The sequence below is a fragment of the Ochrobactrum sp. XJ1 genome (assembly GCF_024701725.1).
Lineage (GTDB): Bacteria > Pseudomonadota > Alphaproteobacteria > Rhizobiales > Rhizobiaceae > Brucella > Brucella anthropi.
In genome coordinates, this window is sequence record NZ_VDGD01000007.1 from 359451 (window position 1) to 380208 (window position 20758).

The following is a 20758-nucleotide window of genomic DNA, read 5'->3' on the forward strand; positions in this document are numbered from 1 at the left end:
TGTTGAGCATGTCATCACGCTCCTCACGCTTCGACGACTTGCAACAGCGCTTATAGACCATGGATAGAGGCTTAGAAACCATGCAAAGCAAATTGGATTGTTCGCACAAAACGCACCAGCCTCGCTCACGCCTCTGACAGCCGATTCCATTATCCGTGGAGGCTCATTTTTCTTGCTTTGACGAGAAAACGCAGCAGAGAACACGACACGCATTCTGGAAAGAATAATATTTACAGATACTTATCAATTAACCGGCAGCTAATTTCGTTGAAACGACATTTTCCTGTAATTTCCCTGTTGCAATCTCCGGGGCGTTAGTTCATATAGCGCCTGCCTGACGGAAACGACTGGCGCGAGCGGGTGTAGCTCAGGGGTAGAGCACAACCTTGCCAAGGTTGGGGTCGAGGGTTCGAATCCCTTCGCCCGCTCCAGTTTTCCGATCAGATAAGCAACAAAATCCCGGCTTTGTCCGGGATTTTTGCTTTTAAGGCGTATTTTGCGTCAGCTAAGTTCCACGGTTTGCCAGTGCGGATTACCGCAGGATCACGAGTTCAGCCGACTTGGAACCAATCGCCGACTGAACCCTTAACTTGCTAAAAGTGCAGCGTGTCAGGTCACCACGTTTTCTTCGTAAGTCTTTTTCACCCCCGGCACACAAAGACAGGCTGGCACGATCAGAACGGCGATAAGCATCATCGCTACAAAAGTTGCGTGCAGGGCATGTTGAAGCGCTAGCCGAAGCTCCTGCTGATCTATCAACATCTCCGCGCCATTCAACAGATCCCGAAGTTGGTCTGACGTAATCGCTTCGCCATGATTGGCGTTGGCAAGACCATAGGTCAGCACCGCACCGAGAATGGCTGCTCCGAGCGTACTGCCCAAATTGCGCGAGAAGACGTTTGATGCCGTGGCGCTGCCGCGCTCCGACCAACTCACACTATCCTGTGTCAGGATGAGCGCCCCAATGTTGAGCAGCCCCATGCCGAAACCCATGATCAGAGAACCGGTTCCAGCCAGTGTGGCTGAACTTGATGGAGTCAGCATGACAAGCAGGGAGGTGCCAATCGGAATGCAGATGCTTCCGGCGATCATGATCGGGCGTAATCCGAACCGCGTGAACTGCCGTGATGCGATCGTGGCACCGCATGGCCAGCCCAGCAACAACATGGTCAGGGCAAAGCCCGCGACCACAGGAGAACGGTCGAGAACTGTCTGTACATACATCGGCAGGAATGTCGTCAGCCCCATGATCGACATGCTGGCCAGAAAAACCGCCAGATTGGAGAAAGCGATAGGACGTTTCAGCCACAGGTCCGGTGCGACCATAGGCTCCTTCGCGCGACGTTCCTGCCAGATGAAGGCAATCAGCGAAAGAGCAAAGAGAATGAACGCCAGAATTCCTTCAAGCGAAACCGCGCTCTCCATCAGGGTGAGCGCAATCATCAGCGAGGAGATGGAGACGGCGAAAAGTGCTGCGCCAAGCACATCGATCGATACCGGCTTTGTCCGCTTCTCCTCATGAAGAAAGAGAAGAAAGCCCGATGCCGCCAGAATACCGACCGGCACATTAATCCAGAATACCCAGGCCCAGCTCAAGTTGTGAATGATGAGACTGCCAAGCAACGGACCGACAACGGCTGACAATGCCCAGACACTTGCAAGGTATCCCTGAACCTTGCTGCGCTGCGCTCCAGGGAAAAGATCGGCCACCACGGTCATGGCCGCAGGCTGGATTGCCCCCGCCCCGACGCCCTGCAACAGCCGGAAAACAATCATTGAAGGCATCGACCACGCAAAACCAGCCAGCACCGAAGCGGTCAAGAACAGCGCAATACCAAAAACAAGCACCGGCTTGCGCCCGTAAATGTCGGCCAGTTTGCCAAACACGACTGTCGTTGCTGTCTGTGTCAAAAGAAATGACGAGAAAACCCAGGAGTAGAGATTGAGCTGGCCCAGCTGCGCCGCGATCTGCGGCATTGCCGTCGACACAATCGTTGCCTCGACGGCGATCATGGCCATGCTTGCCATAATCGCGGCAACTACAAGCCCGCGATGAGAATGTTTTTCTGTCATGGATTGCCTTCAGACCAGAACCGGTCGTCGTTGATGGAAGCCTCCTCGCCTCCGACCTGTTTCTTAGACCTGCCCGATCACCACCGCAATAGGATGCCCGTCCCGACCAGTACACATTGTTGCTACCTCACTTGGATCGGGTTCGCTCAATCGACGGAAATGTTCTACCTGCTTGTTTTAGCGCACAACTTATCGGAAAACCGCTTCACACTTTGTAGAAACGCCTAACCTCTTGGAGAATGACCATGACAAACAGCACACCGCCCTATTTTCTGGAGGATACGGACGAAAGCGAAATCTCTTCCGATGTCGCAGGCATCGGCAATTTTCTGGTGACCACCCATATCCCCATACGGGCAGACGGTTCCATGGAAACCGGCGACATAACAGTCCAAAGCGAATGCACGCTGAACAGCCTCAAAGCATCGCTCGAAAAGGCTGGCAGCAGTCTGGCGAATGTTATTCACCTGACGATCTATCTGACTGACATCAATGAACGCCCCGCCTTCAACGAAGTTTATCTGCGCTTTTTCAAAAAGCCTTTTCCGGTTCGTTGCGCGGTCGGCGTCGCCGGGCTCGCCACGCCTGAAATGCGGGTCGAAGTCACGGCAATGGCCGTGCGCAATCAATAAGTTACGGAGCGGACGATCAGACGGTTTCGTTCAGCATATCCGGGCGTCGCGCACGAGCGACCCCGAGCTCAAGCAGGCTTCAGCGCACATTCTGCAAGAATTGCATATCATCATGCACTAATTTCATAACCTACTTCTTTGGGCTGCCTAGCCGTTGCTTCCGGGTTTATGCAATGCTCATGCATCAAACCAGAGGAGGGGTTCGATAAAATGAAAAAAATCATAACAATAATGGGTATCGCAGGCGCTATTCTGGCTACCGGATTCTCTGCCTATGCGGGAGAGACGCTGGATCGCGTCATGGAAAAAAAGGCCATGGTTGTCGCGACCAATGCTGGCTGGCCGCCCCAGAGCTTTCTGGATGATTCCAACAAGTTGGTAGGCTTCGACGTGGACGTGGCCAACGAGATCGGCAAGCGTCTTGGCGTCACCGTTTCCTTCGAAACACCAGACTGGGCAACATTGACAGGTGGTCGTTGGCAGGGTCGTTATGACGTTGGCGTCGGATCGGTCACGCCAACCAAAGCCCGCGCTAACGTCATCGATTTTGCTGGCATCTACTACTACAGTCCCTATGTCTATGTCGTTCATAAGGACAGCGCGGCAAAATCTGTCGCCGACCTGAAAGGCAAAATCATCGGTGTCGAGACCGCAACGACTTCAGAAGATTACGCTCGTCGGCAGTTGGAAATCGATGCCCCCGGCCTTCCCCCGATTGAGTACAAGCTCGAACCAGGCGAAATTCGCACTTTCGCAGATTCCATGCTGCCATTCGACGATCTGAGACTGGGTGATGGCGTCCGCATCGATGCAATCATCGCTCCAGAGCAAACGGCACAGAACGCCATCAAGAATGGCTACCCCGTAAAGATTATCGAAGGTGAATACGCTTTCCGTGAGCCGTTGGTGGTTATTGCCGAAAAAAACGATCCAGACTGGACAGCCAAGATTGGCGAAATCATCAAGCAGATGAAGTCTGACGGTACTTTGGCGACACTCACTGCAAAGTGGTACGGCAAAGACTACAGCGCCGACTGATATTACCCTTACATCAATATTGAAATGAGCCATCGTGACGATGGCTCATCCGATATGCTTTTCCTGGTGTTGCGATGACTTATCCGGCCACTTATTACAGCCAAACAAAGGCGGACGATTTCGCGCGTCCAACGCTTGAACGCGAAACAACAGCAGATGTCGCAGTGATTGGCGGCGGACTTGCAGGTTTGTCGGCCGCGTTGCAGATGTCGCGAGCTGGCAAGAAAGTCGTTGTCCTGGAAGCTGAAAGCATCGGCTTTGGCGCATCCGGACGCAATGGTGGATTTGTCAGCCCCGGCTTCGCGTCCGGTGGCGATGACATTGCTGCCCGCACGGGCAAGACGATTGCCAAAACACTTCATGAATTATCGATTGAAGGCGTCGAATTTGTTCGACAGAACATTGACACGCTGAAGATTGAAGAAGCCCAACTCATTCCCGGCATTATGAGCGTGCGCCGGTATGACGACGGTGAAAGCCTGAAACATTATGCCGAAGCGCTTCAACGCGATTATGGCTACAGAATAGATTTTCACCCGACAGCTGAAACGCGCAATATTCTGAATTCCAAACGCTATTTTCAATCCGTCTACGACCCTAATGCATTTCATATCCATCCGCTGAACTACTTGCGGGCGCTCGGTTGCGAGATAGAGCGGCTCGGCGGACGGATATTCGAGAACAGCCGCGTACTCCAATTGCTCGACCACAATGATGGCAAGCTTATAAAAACAGCCCGCGGGCAGGTCAAAGCGGGCAAAATACTGATCACCACAGGTGGCTACACCGATGGGCTCGTCAGCCAGATCAGACGGGCCTATCTGCCCATTGCCACCTATGTGATGGTGAGCGAAGAAGCGCCCGAACTGATCGCGTCGGCGATCCGCACCACGGCCGCGATTGGTGATAACCGTCGTGCCGGTGACTACTACCGTGTAATCGATGGTGGTCGCAGGCTTTTATGGGGCGGACGCATCACGACGAGAGCAGCCGATACGCCCGGCGTAGTCCGTGAATTGCGCAACGAAATGGTTGGAACCTACCCTCAGCTTGCTTCACTGAAGACAGAGTTGGCATGGTCGGGCCTGATGTCCTACGCCAGACACTTGATGCCCCAGATCGGTCAATTGGACCGCGCTACATGGTACTGCACAGCCTTCGGGGGGCACGGGCTGAACACAACCGCGATCGGCGGAAAGATCGTGGCCGAAGCCATTTGCGGACAGAGTGACCGCTACAAACTCTTCGAAAAATTCGGGCTGGTCTGGGCCGGAGGCGCCGCAGGTCTCGCAGCCGCCCAGCTAACCTATTGGAAACTGCAGATGCAGGATTGGCTTGCGGAGCGAAAGGCAAGCTGACAGGGGAGAGAACATGCTCGGGAGGTTTTTTCTGACGCGGCCCGAGGCCGCTAAACGTACTGTCCAGATAGCGTTCTTTGTTATCCTGACAGCACTCTTCTGTTTCATGAATATCCGGTTCTCCGGCATAACAAACTGGCTTGGCATCGACCCGAAAGTCGCAAAAGCCGGCTTCACCAAGGCGACGCTAATCTCCTCGATACTGCTTAGCATCGTCATCTTCGCGAATTGGAGTTTCCTGAGACTTTTTCCGCGTTGGGCGCAGATCACGGCAATATGGCTGGAACTGTTCCTGCTGCTGATGATCTTCTTCTATTCATTCGATCTCTCATTTGATTTTATCGCAAGAAAGATCGGATTTCTGATCAGCCAGGGTGTCGTCACGACGCTTTATATTTCCGCAGCCTCGATATTCTTCGCAACCATTCTGGCTCTGATCGGTGCGGTGGCCAAGCTTTCTAAGAATGGCCTCATCTACGGCCTGGCGACGTTCTACACTTCGCTTTTTCGTGGCCTGCCATTGTTGATGCAGATCTACATTATCTACCTTGGACTGCCGCAGGTGGGCTATGTCATCGGACCTATTCCCGCCGGTATTCTGGCGCTGTCCCTATGCTACGGCGCCTATATGACGGAAATCTTCCGCGCAGGCATTGAGAGCATTCCCCGCGGGCAGCAGGAGGGCGCATATGCGTTGGGTCTAGGGCCCTCGCAAACCATGTGGCTGGTCACGCTTCCTCAAGCGATGCGCATCATAATTCCGCCAACCGGCAACCAGTTCATCGCGATGCTCAAGGACTCGTCTCTAGTCTCCGTCATCGGCGTTTGGGAACTCATGTATCTTGCCCGTACCCAAGGTCAGACCGAGTTCCGGCACATCGAAATGCTCATCACCGCATCGATGATCTATTGGGCCCTGTCCATCGTTCTGGAATATGGTCAGGCCAAACTCGAAGCTCGCTTCAAGCGTTCCATCGCGCGTTAAGCGCGATGGAAATCCACTTCTCATTCGGTCGCCCCGACAAGGGGGACATGCTGATAAATGACAAGCAGAGCGATCATGGACAAGCGTCACGAAATTCTGTTCGAGCCGATCAAGATTGGCCCTGTTACGACGAAGAACCGCTTTTATCAGGTTCCGCATTGTAGCGGCATGGGTCATCGTTATCCCGAGCACGATCTGCGGCTGCGTGAAATGAAAGCGGAGGGCGGCTGGGGTGTCGTTTCCACACAGGAAACCGAAATCCATCCGACGTCAGATATCACGCCATCCAATCAGGGCCGCATATGGGACGAGAAAGACGCCGACCGTCTCCAGAAGCTGACTGAGGCCGTCCACCAGCATGGTAGTCTCGCTGCAATCCAGCTTGTGCATAATGGTATCCACGTCTCCAACCGTTTGACCAGACTGGCGCCGCTCGGTCCCATGGACATGATTGTCGATGTGGAGGACCCAGTTCAGGCAAGAGCCATGGACAAAGCTGACATCGCCCGGTTTCGCAAATGGCATCGCGATGCCGCACTTCGCGCCAAACGGGCCGGTTTCGATATTATCTATGTCTATGCGGGTCACGACATGACCTTACTGCAGCATTTTCTGCTGCAACGCTACAATACCCGCACGGATGAATATGGCGGGTCGTTCGAAAACCGCTTGCGATTGTTCCGCGAGGTTCTGGCCGATACGCGCGACGCTGTCGGCGACAAATGCGCAATCGCAGTCCGCTTTGCGGTTGAGGAGTTTCTGGGCGACCAGGGCATCCAGCACAATGGTGAAGGTCGGGACGTCATTGCCGCTCTCGCCGATGAACCCGATCTTTGGGATGTAAACCTGTCCGGCTGGTCCAACGACAGCCAGACGTCGCGCTTTTCGCAGGAAGGCTTTCAGGAGCCTTACATCTCATTTGTGAAATCACTCACCAGCAAACCAGTTGTGGGTGTTGGTCGCTATACCTCACCGGATACCATGGTACAGGCCATCCGCTCCGGTGTTCTGGACCTCATCGGCGCAGCCCGTCCGTCAATCGCCGATCCATTTCTGCCCGAGAAAATCCGGAGCGGTCGCATCGACGACATTCGCGAATGCATTGGCTGCAATATATGCACGGCCAGCGACAACACCGTTGCACCATTGCGATGCACGCAAAACCCGACGATTGGCGAAGAAGCGCGCAAGGACTGGCATCCGGAGAAAATCAGCAGGTTGCAGGCCACCGAGAAAGTTTTGGTGGTCGGCGGAGGACCAGCCGGTCTGGAAGCCGCTCGCGCCATGGCCGAGCGCGGTGCAGAAGTCATCATAGCCGAAAAGCATACCCATTGGGGTGGGCGCGTCACGGAGGAAGCGGCCCTCCCCGGGCTGGCAAGCTGGGCGCGTGTTCGCGATTGGCGCATGATGCAATTGCAGCGCGCGACCAATGTGGAGATGTATCTCGACAGCCAACTCGATGCCGACGAGATTCTGACTTACGGAATCCCGCATGTGGTGCTGGCCACCGGAGCGCACTGGCGCGCGGATGCAGTCGGTCGCTCGCATCGGCAACCTCCGGAAACACTGGAAGGACGCACGCTGAGCGTCAACGCTATCCTGAAAGACAAAACATCACTCGATGCGTGCCACGGACCTCTGGTGATATTTGATGATGATCGTTACTATCTCGGATCGGTTCTGGCCGAGCTGGCCGTGAGCCGCGGTATTGATACGACATTGGTCACGCCAGCGCCGATCGTGGCTCCCTGGACGGAACACACGCTTGAACAATCAAAAATTCAAACAAGATTGATAGAACTGGGTGTCAGGATAATCCCGCTGCATAAGCTCGCAAGACAAACATCGGACAGTCTGTCGGTCGCATGTGTCTATTCCGGCAGGGAAACCGAGGTTCCATGCAGCACACTGGTACCAGTGACCAGCCGCCATCCCAACAACACGCTGCAAGCTGCTTTGGAAGCCCGCAAAAATGACTGGCAAGATGCGGGCGTGATATCCGTCACGGCGATTGGCGACTGTTACGCACCATCTATCATCGCAGCTGCGGTCTATAGCGGCCATTATTACGCCCGTAATTTTGGCGCACAGGCCCCGGAAAATATGGATATGTATCGATAAAGACCCATCCGGTCGGCCAGCGTTCTGTTGATAGGCGAGGCTCGAACAGGTGTAACGGCGCAGGCGTTCGGACCGTCAAACAGCAGCTATCAACGGGTGGCTCCTGTGACCTTTAGTCTGGACGAACCAAGAGCTTGAATCTGACTCACCATGGCATGCGATTGGTCTCGCATCGCCGATGGTGTCATGCCGAAGTGCTGGCGAAACACCCGATTGAAATAGGAAAGATCGCCAAAGCCAACCTCGTAAGCAATTGAACTGATCGAGCGATTGTTATGTCGTGAAACACGCAGTCGGGCCATATCCAGTCGACGCTCAAGCACGTAACGGGAGAACGTCGTATTCTCAGCCTGAAAAAGCTTTTGGACCTGACGGGCAGTAACGCCAAACCTTGCGGTAACCGTACCAAGATCGAAGGTTGCATCCGACAGACCAGTCTCGATGAAAGCTTTGATCTGCGAAAGGTTCAGACCTGAGCGATGTTTACGGTGATCGTCCCGGAGAAACTCCAGAACCATTGGCAACACCTGTCGGAAGTGCGCCGCGATCATCTCGGCTTCGCCGGGCGCGTGCGTGCCTCGCATAAGCAGATAGGCACCATGCGTAATAAGGAGCTTTAATGGTGGATAGGCCTTCGGTATTGGGCGCATCAAAAAGTTTTTCACGGCCTGTTTTGAGACCGGAAAATAGCTCACAGGCAAACGTCCACAATCGACACGTCCGCCTTCAGGGAGCCACCATTCATACGCCTTGTCCGGCGACAGAAAAACTACGTCACCCGGCAACAGGTTCAATGTCTCACCGGATTGTCGGATGCGAAGCGCTCCTTCCATGCTTCGCACCATAAGCAATTGATCGGCCGAGCATCCGCCTTTACCCCGGATCAATATCTCGCAACTCGGAAAATAGCAGGTCATGATCCGGAGCGGATCTACCGAGCAGTAAATACCCCGGACAGCACCCTGTGCAGTTGCGCCCACGACCAGCGAGACATCTCCCACAATCTCAGTGAGCGCCGAAGCACAGAGTTTGCAGTCGGTTTCATTCCCGATATCGGCAATATGAAAGTGCTGCGGAACTATCGTTTCGATCTGCTTAGACGGAATCATGATGCATCCTTGCAACACGGGTAAATGACCAACGGTCAGTTCGTCCTGGTCCTATCAATTTTCGCCAGGAACCAAGTCGAACGCACAGGCCACCCTATAAAGTTGACAATAATAATCTAGTTTAAACGACTTTCGCGGAGACGGCCAGTCCTGTCTCCGTCGAATGAAGGCGGGACGACAAAAGGAGACCTTCATGGATCACCCTCATGACCAGGCACCATGTCCTTTGCGTCCAGGGGCGACTGTAACAGATTGATGGAAAACCGACGCCACGGATTGGCCATCCATCGGATTCCATTGACTATTCTCACTTGGGGAAAAACATGAACAGGCAATTCATAGTTCTGCTGCTCTCAGGCTGCGGATTTACGACGGCAGCGTTTGCACAGGAAACTGCAGGCAACGACGCAGGGGTTACGCGGCTGGACCAGATTATCATCACCGCCGGACGCAATGAGAGCTCAATTGCCGCTGTTGCTCAATCCGTTCAGGTGATTGATCGGGAACAAGTCGAAGAAGCGATGCGAATCTCGCCGAATGCCAGCGACTTGATTTCGCGCCTGGTTCCCGGTTTCGCACCAAGCAACCAGACCATATCCGGCGCGTCGGAAACATTTCGTGGTCGCAGCGTTCTGATCATGGTGGACGGTGTGCCCCGCAACACGCCACTGCGCGACCTGTCACGCATCCTGTCGATGATCGATCTCAATTCTGTTGAACGCATTGAGGTCGTGAACGGAGCTTCAAGCCTCTACGGTGCCGGCGGGACAGGCGGAACGATCAATTTCATCACCAAGCGGGGCACCAGCGACAAGCCGACCGTCACGGTACGCACCGGCCTTTCCGGCTACACGGAAAACCTTGGCAAATCGACCGCGCCGGAAACGAGCATCTCCATTGAGGGTCGAAAAGACAAGCTCGACTATTACTTCTCCGGAACCGGCGATTGGACCCGCCGCACCTATGACGGACATGGCAATGAAATGCCATCCGACGCCATGCTTGGACAAGGTGGCGGCGACAGGACGGTCAACGGCAATTTCTTCGGTGTCGTAGGCTATGAAAGCGGTCCGCGCCGGTTTGAAGTCAGCTTTGACTGGACCTACGCCAAGCAGAAGCCGGAATGGTTCACCAACTACACGACGAACCCGGTTTCACCGAGATTCGGTTCAGCCTACACCGGCGAACCACTTCGCGAGGATTCCAAGTATCTGACTGCAAAATATACCGATCAGGATTTTGCACTCGGCAATCTCGAAGTGAAGGCTTTCTATAACAAGATCTTCAAACAGTCCCCGTTCACCGAACTTTCGGCTGTGAACACTCAGGTCTATTATTCGGGAAATCCCCGACAGCCGACCGCATGGTTCAACCAGTCGAAATATGACTTCGACCGGACAGGCGTGAACATGACCATCACGACACCGATGGATTTCATCACCAATGGCAGCAAGCTGACCTGGGGTGTGGATTACGCTTACGACAAGGTGGCGCAGACCCTGCTGAACGACGAAGATGCTATCGCCCCGATGACGCAGAATTCCATCGCAGCTTTTGCGCAGGCCGAAGTTCCAGTCACGGAACGGTTCCGTTTGCAGGGCGGCGCGCGTTTCGATCAGTTCTACCTCGATGTGAATGATTTCACGCGGCCTACAGCAGTTGCCTGGCCTGCGCGGTCACTGGCGAATATCTATCCGGCGATCAGCGTTCTTGGTGGTTCGTTTGACTACAACGCATGGACCTTCAACGCTGGAGCGGTGTACGACGTCACGGAAGAGGTGCAGGCCTTCGGTAATTTCTCGCAAGGCTACAGCCTTACGGATATCGGCGCATTTACACGCCGCGCGGGTGTCAATTCACTTGCCGAAATCTGTGATGCCTACGGCTCGATAGCTGCCATCTATGGCTGCCGCGGCACGCCTGACTACACGATCAGCTATGCCGACATCGCGCCAAAGCCTCAGCTGGTCAACACTTATGAAGTGGGTCTGCGCGGCGATTGGGGCGATCTTCGCAGCACGGTGAGCAGCTATATTTCCACCTCCAAGGATGGTGTGAACTATGATATCGCGGCAAACCGCGTAAGCCAGCAGAAGGAACGTATCTGGGGCGTGGAGGCACGAGCCGACTACGACATCAATTCGATGTTCACCATCGGCGGTCTGGTTGCCTATCAGGAAGGCAAATATGACGCCAACCGGGATGGCAGCATCGGTTCGGACGAATACCTTCCCAATAACCGTATTCCAACCACATGGAAGGGGCTTGCCTATACCACAGTGTCGTTCGAAGGCGGGTACAAGGTCCGGGGGGAAGTTGAATATTTCTCGGGTCGCGACCGTATCAAGGGTCAGCAGATAGACGACGCTACATTGGTGAATATGGCGTTCTCGAAAACCTTCGAGAACGGCAGCGAAGCAAGCCTCGCCGTCCGCAACGTCTTCGACACCTATTATATCAACCCCACGGCAACAGCCACGCGTAACGCACCTGTAGCAGGGCTGGGGCGCAGCGTTTTCCTTTCCTATAAAGTGACGTTCTAAGGCAGAGCCGGGCGATGAAGATGCTTTTCAGCACCACGGCCTGCCTGGCAGGCCCGCACTCTCACAAGGGCAATCGATGATGGCGATTGCCCCCTCTTCCATCGCCCGTCCCTCATCACGGAAACGGTTGTTCTGTGTCCTTGCAGGGCTCTATCTGGCTCAGGGCATTCCGACCTATCTGTTTGCTGCCGCCCTGCCTCCCATCTTGCGGGAACAGGATGTGTCACGCACCGCTATCGGCATGTTTTCCATTCTGCTTCTGCCCATGGTCCTGAAGTTTGCATGGGCACCTTTGGTCGACCGCTTCAGACCATGGGCACGTTCTCACCGGGCTGGCTGGGTCGTGCTTACGCAAAGCGGGATCATCGCGGCCATAGTGTGCCTCATCCCGCTGGGTCCGGATAATGTCACCGGAATTTTCATTGTCGGCTTCATTGCCTCTCTTTTGCTTGCCACTCAGGACATAGCGACCGATGGCTATGCTGCAAAATATCTCGACGAGGCAGACAGACCTCTCGGCAACGCCATCCAGGGCGGTGCGGTCGCTTTCGGCGTTCTGATCGGCGGAACGCTGGGACTGGTTCTTTATCACCACGCAGGCTGGGCGATCATGCTTGGCACGATTGCATTTCTTTCGCTCATTCCTTTGATCGCCGCCTTATCGATGCGGGAAAACGACCCCGCACCTTTGCTCGACGGGCGGGCTCTTTCACGTCCCTCGATCATGCATTTCCTACGCCGCGCCGAAGCACGGCAGATTCTGTGGATTGCACTGATCTATCGGGCAAGCGAAGGGCTGATGAAAGCCATGGAGGGACCCTATCTGGTGGATGCGGGCGTTCCGCTCGACGTGATCGGCTATCTGTCAGGTGCCGCCGCCGCAACCGCAGGCATTGCCGGTTCTGCCATCGCCGCCGTTCTTCTTCGTCGCAATGGTGTCGCCGCAGTGCTTGGGCTTCTGGGGAGCTTGAGAACAATCTGCTTCCTACTGTTCACCCTGCATGCTTTCGGCGCACTGGGTGGAATCTGGCCGCTTTACGGGGCATCGGCATTTCAGACGATCATCCGGTACATGGAGATCGTTGCGCTCTACAGCCTTTTCATGAGCGTCACATCGCCCGATCAGCCTGGAACTGATTTTACGATCCTCGCCTGCGCACAGATTGTTGTCTATCTGGCTGGTTCTATGGTTTCAGGCATCCTTGCAGATCGTCTGGGCTACGGCCCTCTCTTCGCTCTGGCCGCAGTGCTTTCGGGGCTGGCCGTTCTCGCCACAATTAGGATGCTCAAGACACTACCGAGGACAGGCGTTGATGCCATTGGCAGGCGGCCGTCATGATCCAGCATCCCTCTTGTTCTTCATGTATCTCGGGCCTTCATCGAGAAGGCGAGAAGCGCTGCCATGCCAGCAAGGATCGCGCTGACAAAAAGCGGTGCCTGCGCAGAGACTGTAAAAAGATAGCCGCCGGAGATCGCGCCCGCTCCTTGGCCAAGTACGTGAGCACTTGCAAGCCAACCAGCCGCAGCCCCCTGTTCTCCCTGTTCCATCCGTCCGGTGAGCCATCCAAGATAGTTGGGCGTGGCAATCGCCATTCCTACTCCGGCCATCACCAGTCCGCAGAGATTCACATATGCGAGGGGTACCGCCACGAGCAGGACACCAGCAGCCAGCAGAACTGTACCGAGGATAACGCAGGTTCCATTGTCGAGCCGCAACCGGGGAATGACCAGTATCTGCGTTGCGATCATCGCAAGCGCCACAACAATCAGCGTGATCCCCGCAGCAGCGGTTGCCTCGGCCGGACCAACGGCAAGATGCAGTTGCAGCAGCGGTCCGAGGATCATCTGAACATGTCCGAAGGACATCGTGACCAGAAATCCAAGTCCGAGGAATGGCAGCAGGCGTCCGTCGAGTGGAGAAAGATATGCCCGACTATCGGAACGCGGACCAGCTTTGCCGACAGTGTCGTTTGCAGCAGGCGCCAGCAGGAGACTGAGCGGACTTGCAACGAGCAGCATAAGTGGCAGAAGCGGCATGACACTGGCGGTCACTGCCGCAGCGGAACCCAGAATGCGGCCAATGCTGAGCCCGGCGCTGAGCCGTGCCAAGGCAACGGTGCGCTCCTTTTGCGGCAACAATCCGGAAATCCAGGCTTGAGCAATCGGCATAATTCCAGCGGATGCTGCCCCATAGACGAGGCGCGATACTACGAGCAAACCGAGAGCCGGCACATAGGGCAGCGGGCCCACCACCATCAGCGCCAGAAAGATGAGTTGTGCCAGCAGAAGTACGAGCCCCAGCCAATACAGCGCGCGCCGCGCTCCAATTCGAGCGCCGAGCATTCCACACAAGGGAGCGCTGGCAACGAAGGCCACGGCACCAAGCCCCGCTGTAAGACCGATCTCACCTGTTTGCAGACCCGTCGCAGTCGCGATGAGAGGGACAAGAGCAATGAATGCTGTCTGATTAAAACCGATAGTCGAAACGGCAATCGAAAGACGAGAGGACATTTTAAGCGCCGTATCATCGAAACCCATGGAAATCACCGCATGTTTAATTTTCTATATCGGTAGCAATGTCTGCATAGTATGTAAATAAAAAATCATAACTATTTCGGAGAAGCGAAATGAATATAGTAATTAATACAAATTACCTCGCTGTATCGGAAAGTATATTTATAAATTCTCTGAAACGAGAATGGAAAAATTGGGAAATAGTGGATGGACCCCCATCACCTGCTGGAGGTACAACAAAAAAATACTTACTTCTGAAGCTTCCGGCATCAGATATCGAGGTCAGGGTGCCTGTGACTTTCTGGTCGCTCGCCGGATATCATTGCTTCGGCGCGCCTATGTGGAAATCCAATGGCGACCGGTTGGAACCTATAAGTTTGCCAGAACTCGCGCTCCTGCTTCTCAAAGAAAATGAGATCGGCGGCAGCGTTTCACCCAATGCGAAACTACTCTTCCAGCAAAGAGTGCTGGACAGCACGCGCTCAATTACCGACCTCCTCCGGGAAACCGCCGATGAACGACCTTTTGTTGAATCAGACCCTGATTTCATCACGGCCGAAAAAGCGTTGCGGTTCGGTCATGCGGTACATCCGTTTCCACGCAGCCGGGATGAATTCACCGATGAAGACAACCGCCGGTTTGGCCCGGAATATGGCAATGCCTTTGCTTTGCGGTGGTGGGCTGTCGAACCAGAACTGCTGGCACAGGGAGCGGCTGATGGCTTCGACGTTGCCGAAGCTATAGTATCCATTGCGTCGGATTCTCGACTGATTGAAAAAGCGGCCGGGCGACCGCTCATTCCGTTGCACCCATGGCAGGCGTCTCGCCTGTCGCTACGCCCGGATATCCAGCAACTGGAACGTCAGGGCAAGTTGATCGATCTCGGCAGCAGCGGCCCTGACTGGCGCGCGACAAGCTCGTTGCGCGCGATATATTCTCGCGAGAGCGACTGGATGCTCAAATTTTCGCTCAGCCTCCGGCTTACCAATTCGCGCCGCATCGTAGAACCAAGCGAATGCCTGCGGGGCATTAACGTCCATCGGCTCGTAACGGGAACAATCGGCAAGGCCCTGAAAGAACGTTTTCCGGATTTTCACATTATGGGTGAACCCGGCTGGATATCTCTGCGTTTGCCGGACGGCTCCATCAACAATGAAACGATTACAGTTTTCCGGGAAAACCCGTTTCGCGGTGAGCAGCAACCGCACGCGGCCGTTCTTGCAGCGCTTTGCGAACGTCACCCGGATGGGAATGGAAGCCATGTCGCAGACCTCATACGCCGGATCGCCGCGTCGGAGGGAGCCCCAGAGACTGATGTAGCGAAGCGCTGGTTCGAACGCTTTCTGGATGTTGCCATTGCGCCTTTCATGATTGCCCAAGGCGATTACGGCCTGCTTTTTGGCGCTCATCAGCAGAATCTCGTTCTTGGCCTCCAGGACGGTTGGCCGAATGCGCTCTATTTCCGTGATTGCCAGGGTACAGGTTACGTCCGCTCTTTCTTGCCGTTTCTGCGCGAACATCTGCCTGAGGCAGGTGCTGCTACCGACCATGTCTTCGGCAGTGACGAAGCTGCTCAACTGATTGGATACTATCTGTTCATCAACGGCGTTTTCGCACTTATCGCCGCGCTGGGCTCGGCGCGTTTCATTGATGAAAATGAACTTTTTGCGGCCCTGCAACGCTTTCTGGAACGGCTACACAAGCGGCCTGTGCGGGACAAGACCGCGCTGGATTATCTCCTTCACAGCCCCACGCTGGTTGCCAAGGGAAATTTCATGATCTCGGCTGGAAACGTCAATGAAAACACCGACGTGACCGATCCCCTCGCCTCCTACATCCAGTTTCCCAACCCCATTTCGACACGGTGAAGCCATGAATGTTCAAACGAAGAGTAGTGACTATCAACGCCTTTCGCCACACGCGGAAATAGGTGGTGAATTATCCTGGCATTATTGCGCGACGAATTCCGAGCGGCTTGCGGCAAGGCTGGACAAGAGTGGACGTATATTCCTGTTCGGAGAAGCCGGAGCGTTTCGCGCCGAAGCAAGCCTCACCTTCGACCGGCAGACAATCGCACTGCAAGATGTGAGGCTCGATCCTTTGCATAGCGATGCGACCATGCTGCTTGCAGCCCTGTTGGATGCCGTCTTTCTGCGTTTTCCCGACATTGCGGCTTTGACGCTACCACCAGCCAGCGAACTTGCTCCAGTCAGCGCCTTGGCTCTGCGGGAAGTCGAAGGTTTGGCCGTAGTGGATCGCTGTGTGTTACACCAGTTGCCGTTGCTGTGGCGCAAACAGGCTGCCCATATGCCTTATCCCAGCATCCGATCGGCACTCGGTCCCGCCGACCGGCTGCCATTGCTTCGTCCTCCCCGTCCATCCGGCATATTTTACGAACGCTGGATACCTGATCTGAACAAGACAGTTTCCTTCCGCCCCATCGATCGTCGTACGGATCTAGACTTGTTCTACGGCTGGATGAATCAGGGACGCGTCTCCTTTTTCTGGGAGCTGGCGCAAAGTCCAGAGGCACTTGAGACCTACCTCGCAGATCAGGAGCGGGACCCGCATATCTTTGGTGTCATCGCGAATTTTGATAACGAGCCGACCGGCTATTTCGAATTCTATTGGGCACGTGAAGACCGTCTCGGTCCACATTATGAGAGCGAAGATTTCGATCGCGGCTGGCATGGCCTGATTGGCAATCCTCGGCACCTCGGCCGCCCCAAGACGCTCGCGCTTTTCCGCTCGGTCACCCACTATCTTTTCCTTGACGAGCCTCGAACGCAACGCATCGTTGGCGAGCCACGGGCATCCCACCAGAAGATGCTCAGCTATTGCGCAGACGTAGCCTATGACAAGGTGAAGGAATTCGATTTTCCTCACAAGCGCGCCGCTCTGGTGTGTTGTGAACGGGACCGCTTCTTCAAGGAGGTGCCGTTATGAACCGTCAACCAGTCTCCGGGGCTCTTCTTGGCCCGCTTCCGGGCCGCAAAGCGGTTGACGACGAGATATGGGGAATAGTGAACCGAACAGCTATTGCCAAAGCCATCTCGGAACTGTCGTATGAGGAAGGCTTTGCGCCTGTCGCCTTGAACAAGGCTGAAACGATGTGGACGCTGACGCTTGGCGATGCTGTTTCCTATCGTTTTGAAGCACGCCGTCGCATCTGGGGACAGCTGCATATCGATCCGAAAAGCCTCGTGCGGGCGACATCGACAGAAGAAGCTGTGGCAAATGACGCGGTCGGCTTCCTCGCCGAGGCGCGTGATGTTCTGGACATTTCACCAGCCACTTTCTGCACGTATGCAAAGGAGCTTTACAACACGCTGATGGCGGACGCCCGTATCGTGGCACGCCGTGCCGCTTTCGATGCAAGCGAGCTGGCTGGCCTGTCCGACACGGAACTGCAAACACTCCTCGACGGTCATCCCAAGGCGCCGGCAAACAAGGGACGGCTGGGTTGGGGATTGCAGGATAGCGAAACCTACGCACCGGAATTCGATGCACCGATCCAGCTTTTCTGGCTCGCCGCCGCGCGCAACCATTGTCAGCTTGCACTTGCACATGATCTTACAGAGCCTGCGTTGCTAGCCGAATGCCTCGGCACAGGAGAACGACACAATCTGCTTGCTGCGATGAGTGACGTGGGCATTAGCCTTGACACGCATATGCTGCTGCCCGTCCATCCCTGGCAATGGCAATCGATGATTGTCAGCCAATATGCCAGCGAGATTGCTGCCGGGCGACTGGTACCGCTTGGTTGTTTCGGCGATACCTACATTGCGCAACAGTCCCTGCGAACACTTGCCAATCAGGTTCGCGGGCGCGCGCTTCATGTCAAATTGCCGCTTACCGTCCTGAATACGTCTGCCTGGCGTGGCGTTCCCGGAAAATATATGCGGATCGGACCGGCGCTGTCTCACTGGCTCGCGGAAACAGCCAAGAGGGATTCGGCGCTGAAAAACGTCCGGATTCTGCAGGAAGTCGCCGGTGCGTTTTACCCTCATCCGCACTTCGCAACACTGAAAGGCGCGCCCTATCAGTTTTGCGAGATGCTGGGGGCCATCTGGCGGGAGAGTCCGGAAAAGCACTTGCCGCACGGTTGGCGCCCCATGATGATGGGAGCACTGGCGCAGTCTGATAATGCGGGGCGTCCTGTTATAAGCGCCCTGATCGAACGATCCGGCCTGTCCCATGATCAATGGCTCGAACGTCTCTTCGAGGCAATCGCGGTCCCGCTCTACCATTTCTTATGCTGCTATGGAGTTGGCTTCATTGCGCATGGCCAGAATATCACGCTTCTTCTGGACGGCGACATTCCTGCCGGTGTGGCGATCAAGGATTTTCAAGGTGACACCGATCTGATTGACCAAGAGTTTCCGGAGCTGGCAACACTCCCCGCAGATGTAAAGGCGACGTTGAAACGTCGACCGGCTCCCCATCTGCAGCAACATCTCCAGACAGGACATTTTGCGAGCGTACTACGGTTTCTTTCCGAAGCACTGGTCGCTCACGATAGCTATCCCGAATTATCGTTCTACACAAGCCTCTCAGCCCGGTTGAGGTTTTATCAGCAAAGCCATCCGGAACTGGCCGAGCGATATAAAATTTTTGATCTGTTTCTTCCGAAAATACCGCGCATAGCGATTAATCGCGTTCGTCTTGCGATCGGCTATGGCGACACCAATGAGCGGCCTGTTCCCGCTCTTGGTACCGAGTTGAACAATCCTCTTTACCTCGCGGAAATGGCGTCTTTCTCCTCCCAGAGGGCGCAAACTTATATCAATGAAGGAGTTTCAGTATGACACATTCCATTCTTGATCTGTGCGGAATTGGCGTTGGTCCATTCAATCTCAGTCTGGCGGCGCAGCTGGATTCAATCAACGGCGTAAATGTCCAATTTTTTGATCGCAAACCCAAATTCGACTGGCACCCGGGCATGATGCTGCCCGGTGCCGAACTCCAGACCTCCTTCATGAAGGATCTGGTTACAGCCACTAATCCGACGAGCCCGTGGACATTTGCAGCCTATCTGGTCGCCCATAAGCGGTTCTATGAGTTTCTCAACGCTGACTACGACGCCATCCCCCGCAAGGAGTTTGCGCGGTATCTGTCTTGGGCTGCAGGGAATATTCCGAGCCTGAACTTTGGTCAGAATATCCGCGAGATCACTTTTAGCGGCAATCATTTCCAGCTGGCCTTCGATAATGAGGTCCGAACGGCCCGCAATCTGTCCCTCGGTGTGGGGTTGAAACCCTATGTACCTGAATGGGCCAGATCGGTGATTGGCGATCGTGCATTCCATTCAAGCGAAGCCGTACAGAAACTGGACACGCTGAAAGGCAAGAGGATTGTAGTTATCGGCGGAGGGCAAAGCGGCGCGGAGATATTCCAGCATCTGCTGGAACGCAGAGATTCCGACAACGAGATCAGCTGGATCAGCAGGCGACCGAACTTTCAGCCGCTTGATGACTCACCGTTCACCGACGAGCATTTCACCCCGCAATACGTGGCCGAGTTTCATCAGCTTGCCGAGCCGCGACGGCACGCGATCGTCGAGCATCAAAAGCTCGCAAGTGACGGTATTTCTGCGTCGACAATCAGGGCCATATATCGACGTCTCTACGAACAGCGTCATCTGGACGGCGATGCGCTACGGGCGACCTTGCTTCCATACCGGGAAGTTCTTGACCTCAAGCAGGATGGCGCAAGCCTGTCGATCGTGATGCGCAACGGTTTCGATGGCACGATCGAGATGCTCAGCGCCGATCATCTGATCTTTGCCACGGGCTACAAATTTTCACTACCTGAATGCCTCTCTGCAATCCAGGATCGACTATCGGCTGTAGAGGGCAGATCTTTGCGTGTCGGCGCAGATTTTGCTCTCGACTGGAACGGGCCTGCTGACCGCCGGATTTTTGTACTCAACGCAGGCAGGCTTTGCCATGGCATCGCAGAACCACAATTGAGCCTGATGGCCTGGAGAAGCGCTGTCATCACAAATGCGCTTCTAAAACGCGCGCATTTCGATCTGGAATTTCCCGATACCGCTTTCCGCTGGACGTCAGGCAACCTTGATTTGAACCGCTCGGCATCCGGAATATCTTGAAGCCACACTCATCAGCCTAACCCGCGCCAACACATCCACCGGGGTTACACCATGCAGCTCCGGTGGATTGAGAATTACGCTAGCATCTTGCTGCCCACCCTTGGGGTTATGAGCGCGCTGCGATGCGTGCGTATAGAACTCGCTTCCGTGCATCGATATTAGGTCGAACGGTCTTCTGCGAGAAGCCGGAGCCAGTTCGCAAAGATACGAACATCGGTTATGCTTGAGAGATTTCGTGTATTTTTGTGGGAATTTGGTTGCGGGGGCAGGATT

Annotated in this window: 14 protein-coding genes and 1 tRNA gene; 12 read left to right on the forward strand and 3 right to left on the reverse strand. The window is 55.0% G+C overall.

Going from position 1 to position 20758, the window contains the following annotated elements; genetic code table 11:
- The first annotated feature begins 356 nt into the window (after positions 1-356).
- Positions 357-431: transfer RNA gene (locus FG152_RS15190), tRNA-Gly, on the forward strand.
- A gap of 178 nt (positions 432-609) precedes the next feature.
- Here FG152_RS15190 and FG152_RS15195 read toward each other — a convergent pair.
- A complete protein-coding gene (locus FG152_RS15195) occupies positions 610-2073 on the reverse strand; it encodes an MDR family MFS transporter (RefSeq protein ID WP_010658479.1) in 1464 nt (487 codons plus the stop codon).
- Positions 2074-2318: 245 nt separating this feature from the next.
- Here FG152_RS15195 and FG152_RS15200 point away from each other — a divergent pair, with 245 nt between their 5' ends.
- The 5 genes from FG152_RS15200 to FG152_RS15220 all read left to right on the forward strand — a co-directional run bounded on the left by FG152_RS15200 (position 2319) and on the right by FG152_RS15220 (position 8207).
- On the forward strand, positions 2319-2705 hold the full coding sequence (locus tag FG152_RS15200; protein ID WP_010658478.1) for a RidA family protein: 387 nt from the start codon (positions 2319-2321) through the stop codon (positions 2703-2705).
- A gap of 210 nt (positions 2706-2915) precedes the next feature.
- Complete coding sequence (locus FG152_RS15205; protein WP_012092708.1) at positions 2916-3743, forward strand: transporter substrate-binding domain-containing protein; 828 nt, start codon at positions 2916-2918, stop codon at positions 3741-3743.
- A 74-nt stretch (positions 3744-3817) separates the two neighbouring features.
- A complete protein-coding gene (locus tag FG152_RS15210) occupies positions 3818-5101 on the forward strand; it encodes an NAD(P)/FAD-dependent oxidoreductase (RefSeq protein WP_010658476.1) in 1284 nt (427 codons plus the stop codon).
- A 13-nt stretch (positions 5102-5114) separates the two neighbouring features.
- Positions 5115-6086, forward strand: coding sequence for an amino acid ABC transporter permease (locus tag FG152_RS15215; RefSeq protein WP_010658475.1), 972 nt, complete (start codon positions 5115-5117; stop codon positions 6084-6086).
- A gap of 57 nt (positions 6087-6143) precedes the next feature.
- Positions 6144-8207 carry an oxidoreductase gene (locus FG152_RS15220; RefSeq protein ID WP_029375914.1) on the forward strand — a complete coding sequence of 688 codons (2064 nt, stop codon included), beginning with the start codon at positions 6144-6146 and terminating at the stop codon, positions 8205-8207.
- Between the two features lie 89 nt (positions 8208-8296).
- Here FG152_RS15220 and FG152_RS15225 read toward each other — a convergent pair whose 3' ends face one another.
- Positions 8297-9316, reverse strand: a complete 1020-nt coding sequence (locus FG152_RS15225) for a helix-turn-helix transcriptional regulator (protein ID WP_010658473.1) — start codon at positions 9314-9316, stop codon at positions 8297-8299.
- Between the two features lie 323 nt (positions 9317-9639).
- On the opposite strand from FG152_RS15225, the gene FG152_RS15230 reads away from it, so the two are divergent.
- Positions 9640-11859, forward strand: a complete 2220-nt coding sequence (locus tag FG152_RS15230; protein WP_010658472.1) for a TonB-dependent receptor — start codon at positions 9640-9642, stop codon at positions 11857-11859.
- Between the two features lie 76 nt (positions 11860-11935).
- Positions 11936-13198: an MFS transporter gene (locus FG152_RS15235; RefSeq protein ID WP_498987048.1), complete on the forward strand. Its 1263-nt coding sequence runs from the start codon at positions 11936-11938 to the stop codon at positions 13196-13198.
- Positions 13199-13218: 20 nt separating this feature from the next.
- Here FG152_RS15235 and FG152_RS15240 read toward each other — a convergent pair whose 3' ends face one another.
- Positions 13219-14397 carry an MFS transporter gene (locus tag FG152_RS15240; protein WP_010658470.1) on the reverse strand — a complete coding sequence of 393 codons (1179 nt, stop codon included), beginning with the start codon at positions 14395-14397 and terminating at the stop codon, positions 13219-13221.
- Positions 14398-14750: 353 nt separating this feature from the next.
- Here FG152_RS15240 and FG152_RS15245 point away from each other — a divergent pair, with 353 nt between their 5' ends.
- The 4 genes from FG152_RS15245 to FG152_RS15260 are packed head-to-tail and all read left to right on the forward strand — an operon-like array spanning position 14751 to position 20485.
- Positions 14751-16241 carry an IucA/IucC family protein gene (locus FG152_RS15245; protein WP_226622728.1) on the forward strand — a complete coding sequence of 497 codons (1491 nt, stop codon included), beginning with the start codon at positions 14751-14753 and terminating at the stop codon, positions 16239-16241.
- Positions 16242-16245: 4 nt separating this feature from the next.
- Positions 16246-17319 (forward strand): GNAT family N-acetyltransferase, encoded by a 1074-nt coding sequence (locus FG152_RS15250; protein ID WP_010658468.1) that lies wholly within the window; start codon positions 16246-16248, stop codon positions 17317-17319.
- Positions 17316-19181 carry an IucA/IucC family protein gene (locus FG152_RS15255; protein ID WP_010658467.1) on the forward strand — a complete coding sequence of 622 codons (1866 nt, stop codon included), beginning with the start codon at positions 17316-17318 and terminating at the stop codon, positions 19179-19181. The genes FG152_RS15250 and FG152_RS15255 overlap by 4 nt, the downstream gene beginning before the upstream one ends.
- Positions 19178-20485 carry a lysine N(6)-hydroxylase/L-ornithine N(5)-oxygenase family protein gene (locus tag FG152_RS15260; RefSeq protein ID WP_010658466.1) on the forward strand — a complete coding sequence of 436 codons (1308 nt, stop codon included), beginning with the start codon at positions 19178-19180 and terminating at the stop codon, positions 20483-20485. The genes FG152_RS15255 and FG152_RS15260 overlap by 4 nt, the downstream gene beginning before the upstream one ends.
- The last annotated feature ends 273 nt before the right edge of the window (positions 20486-20758 follow it).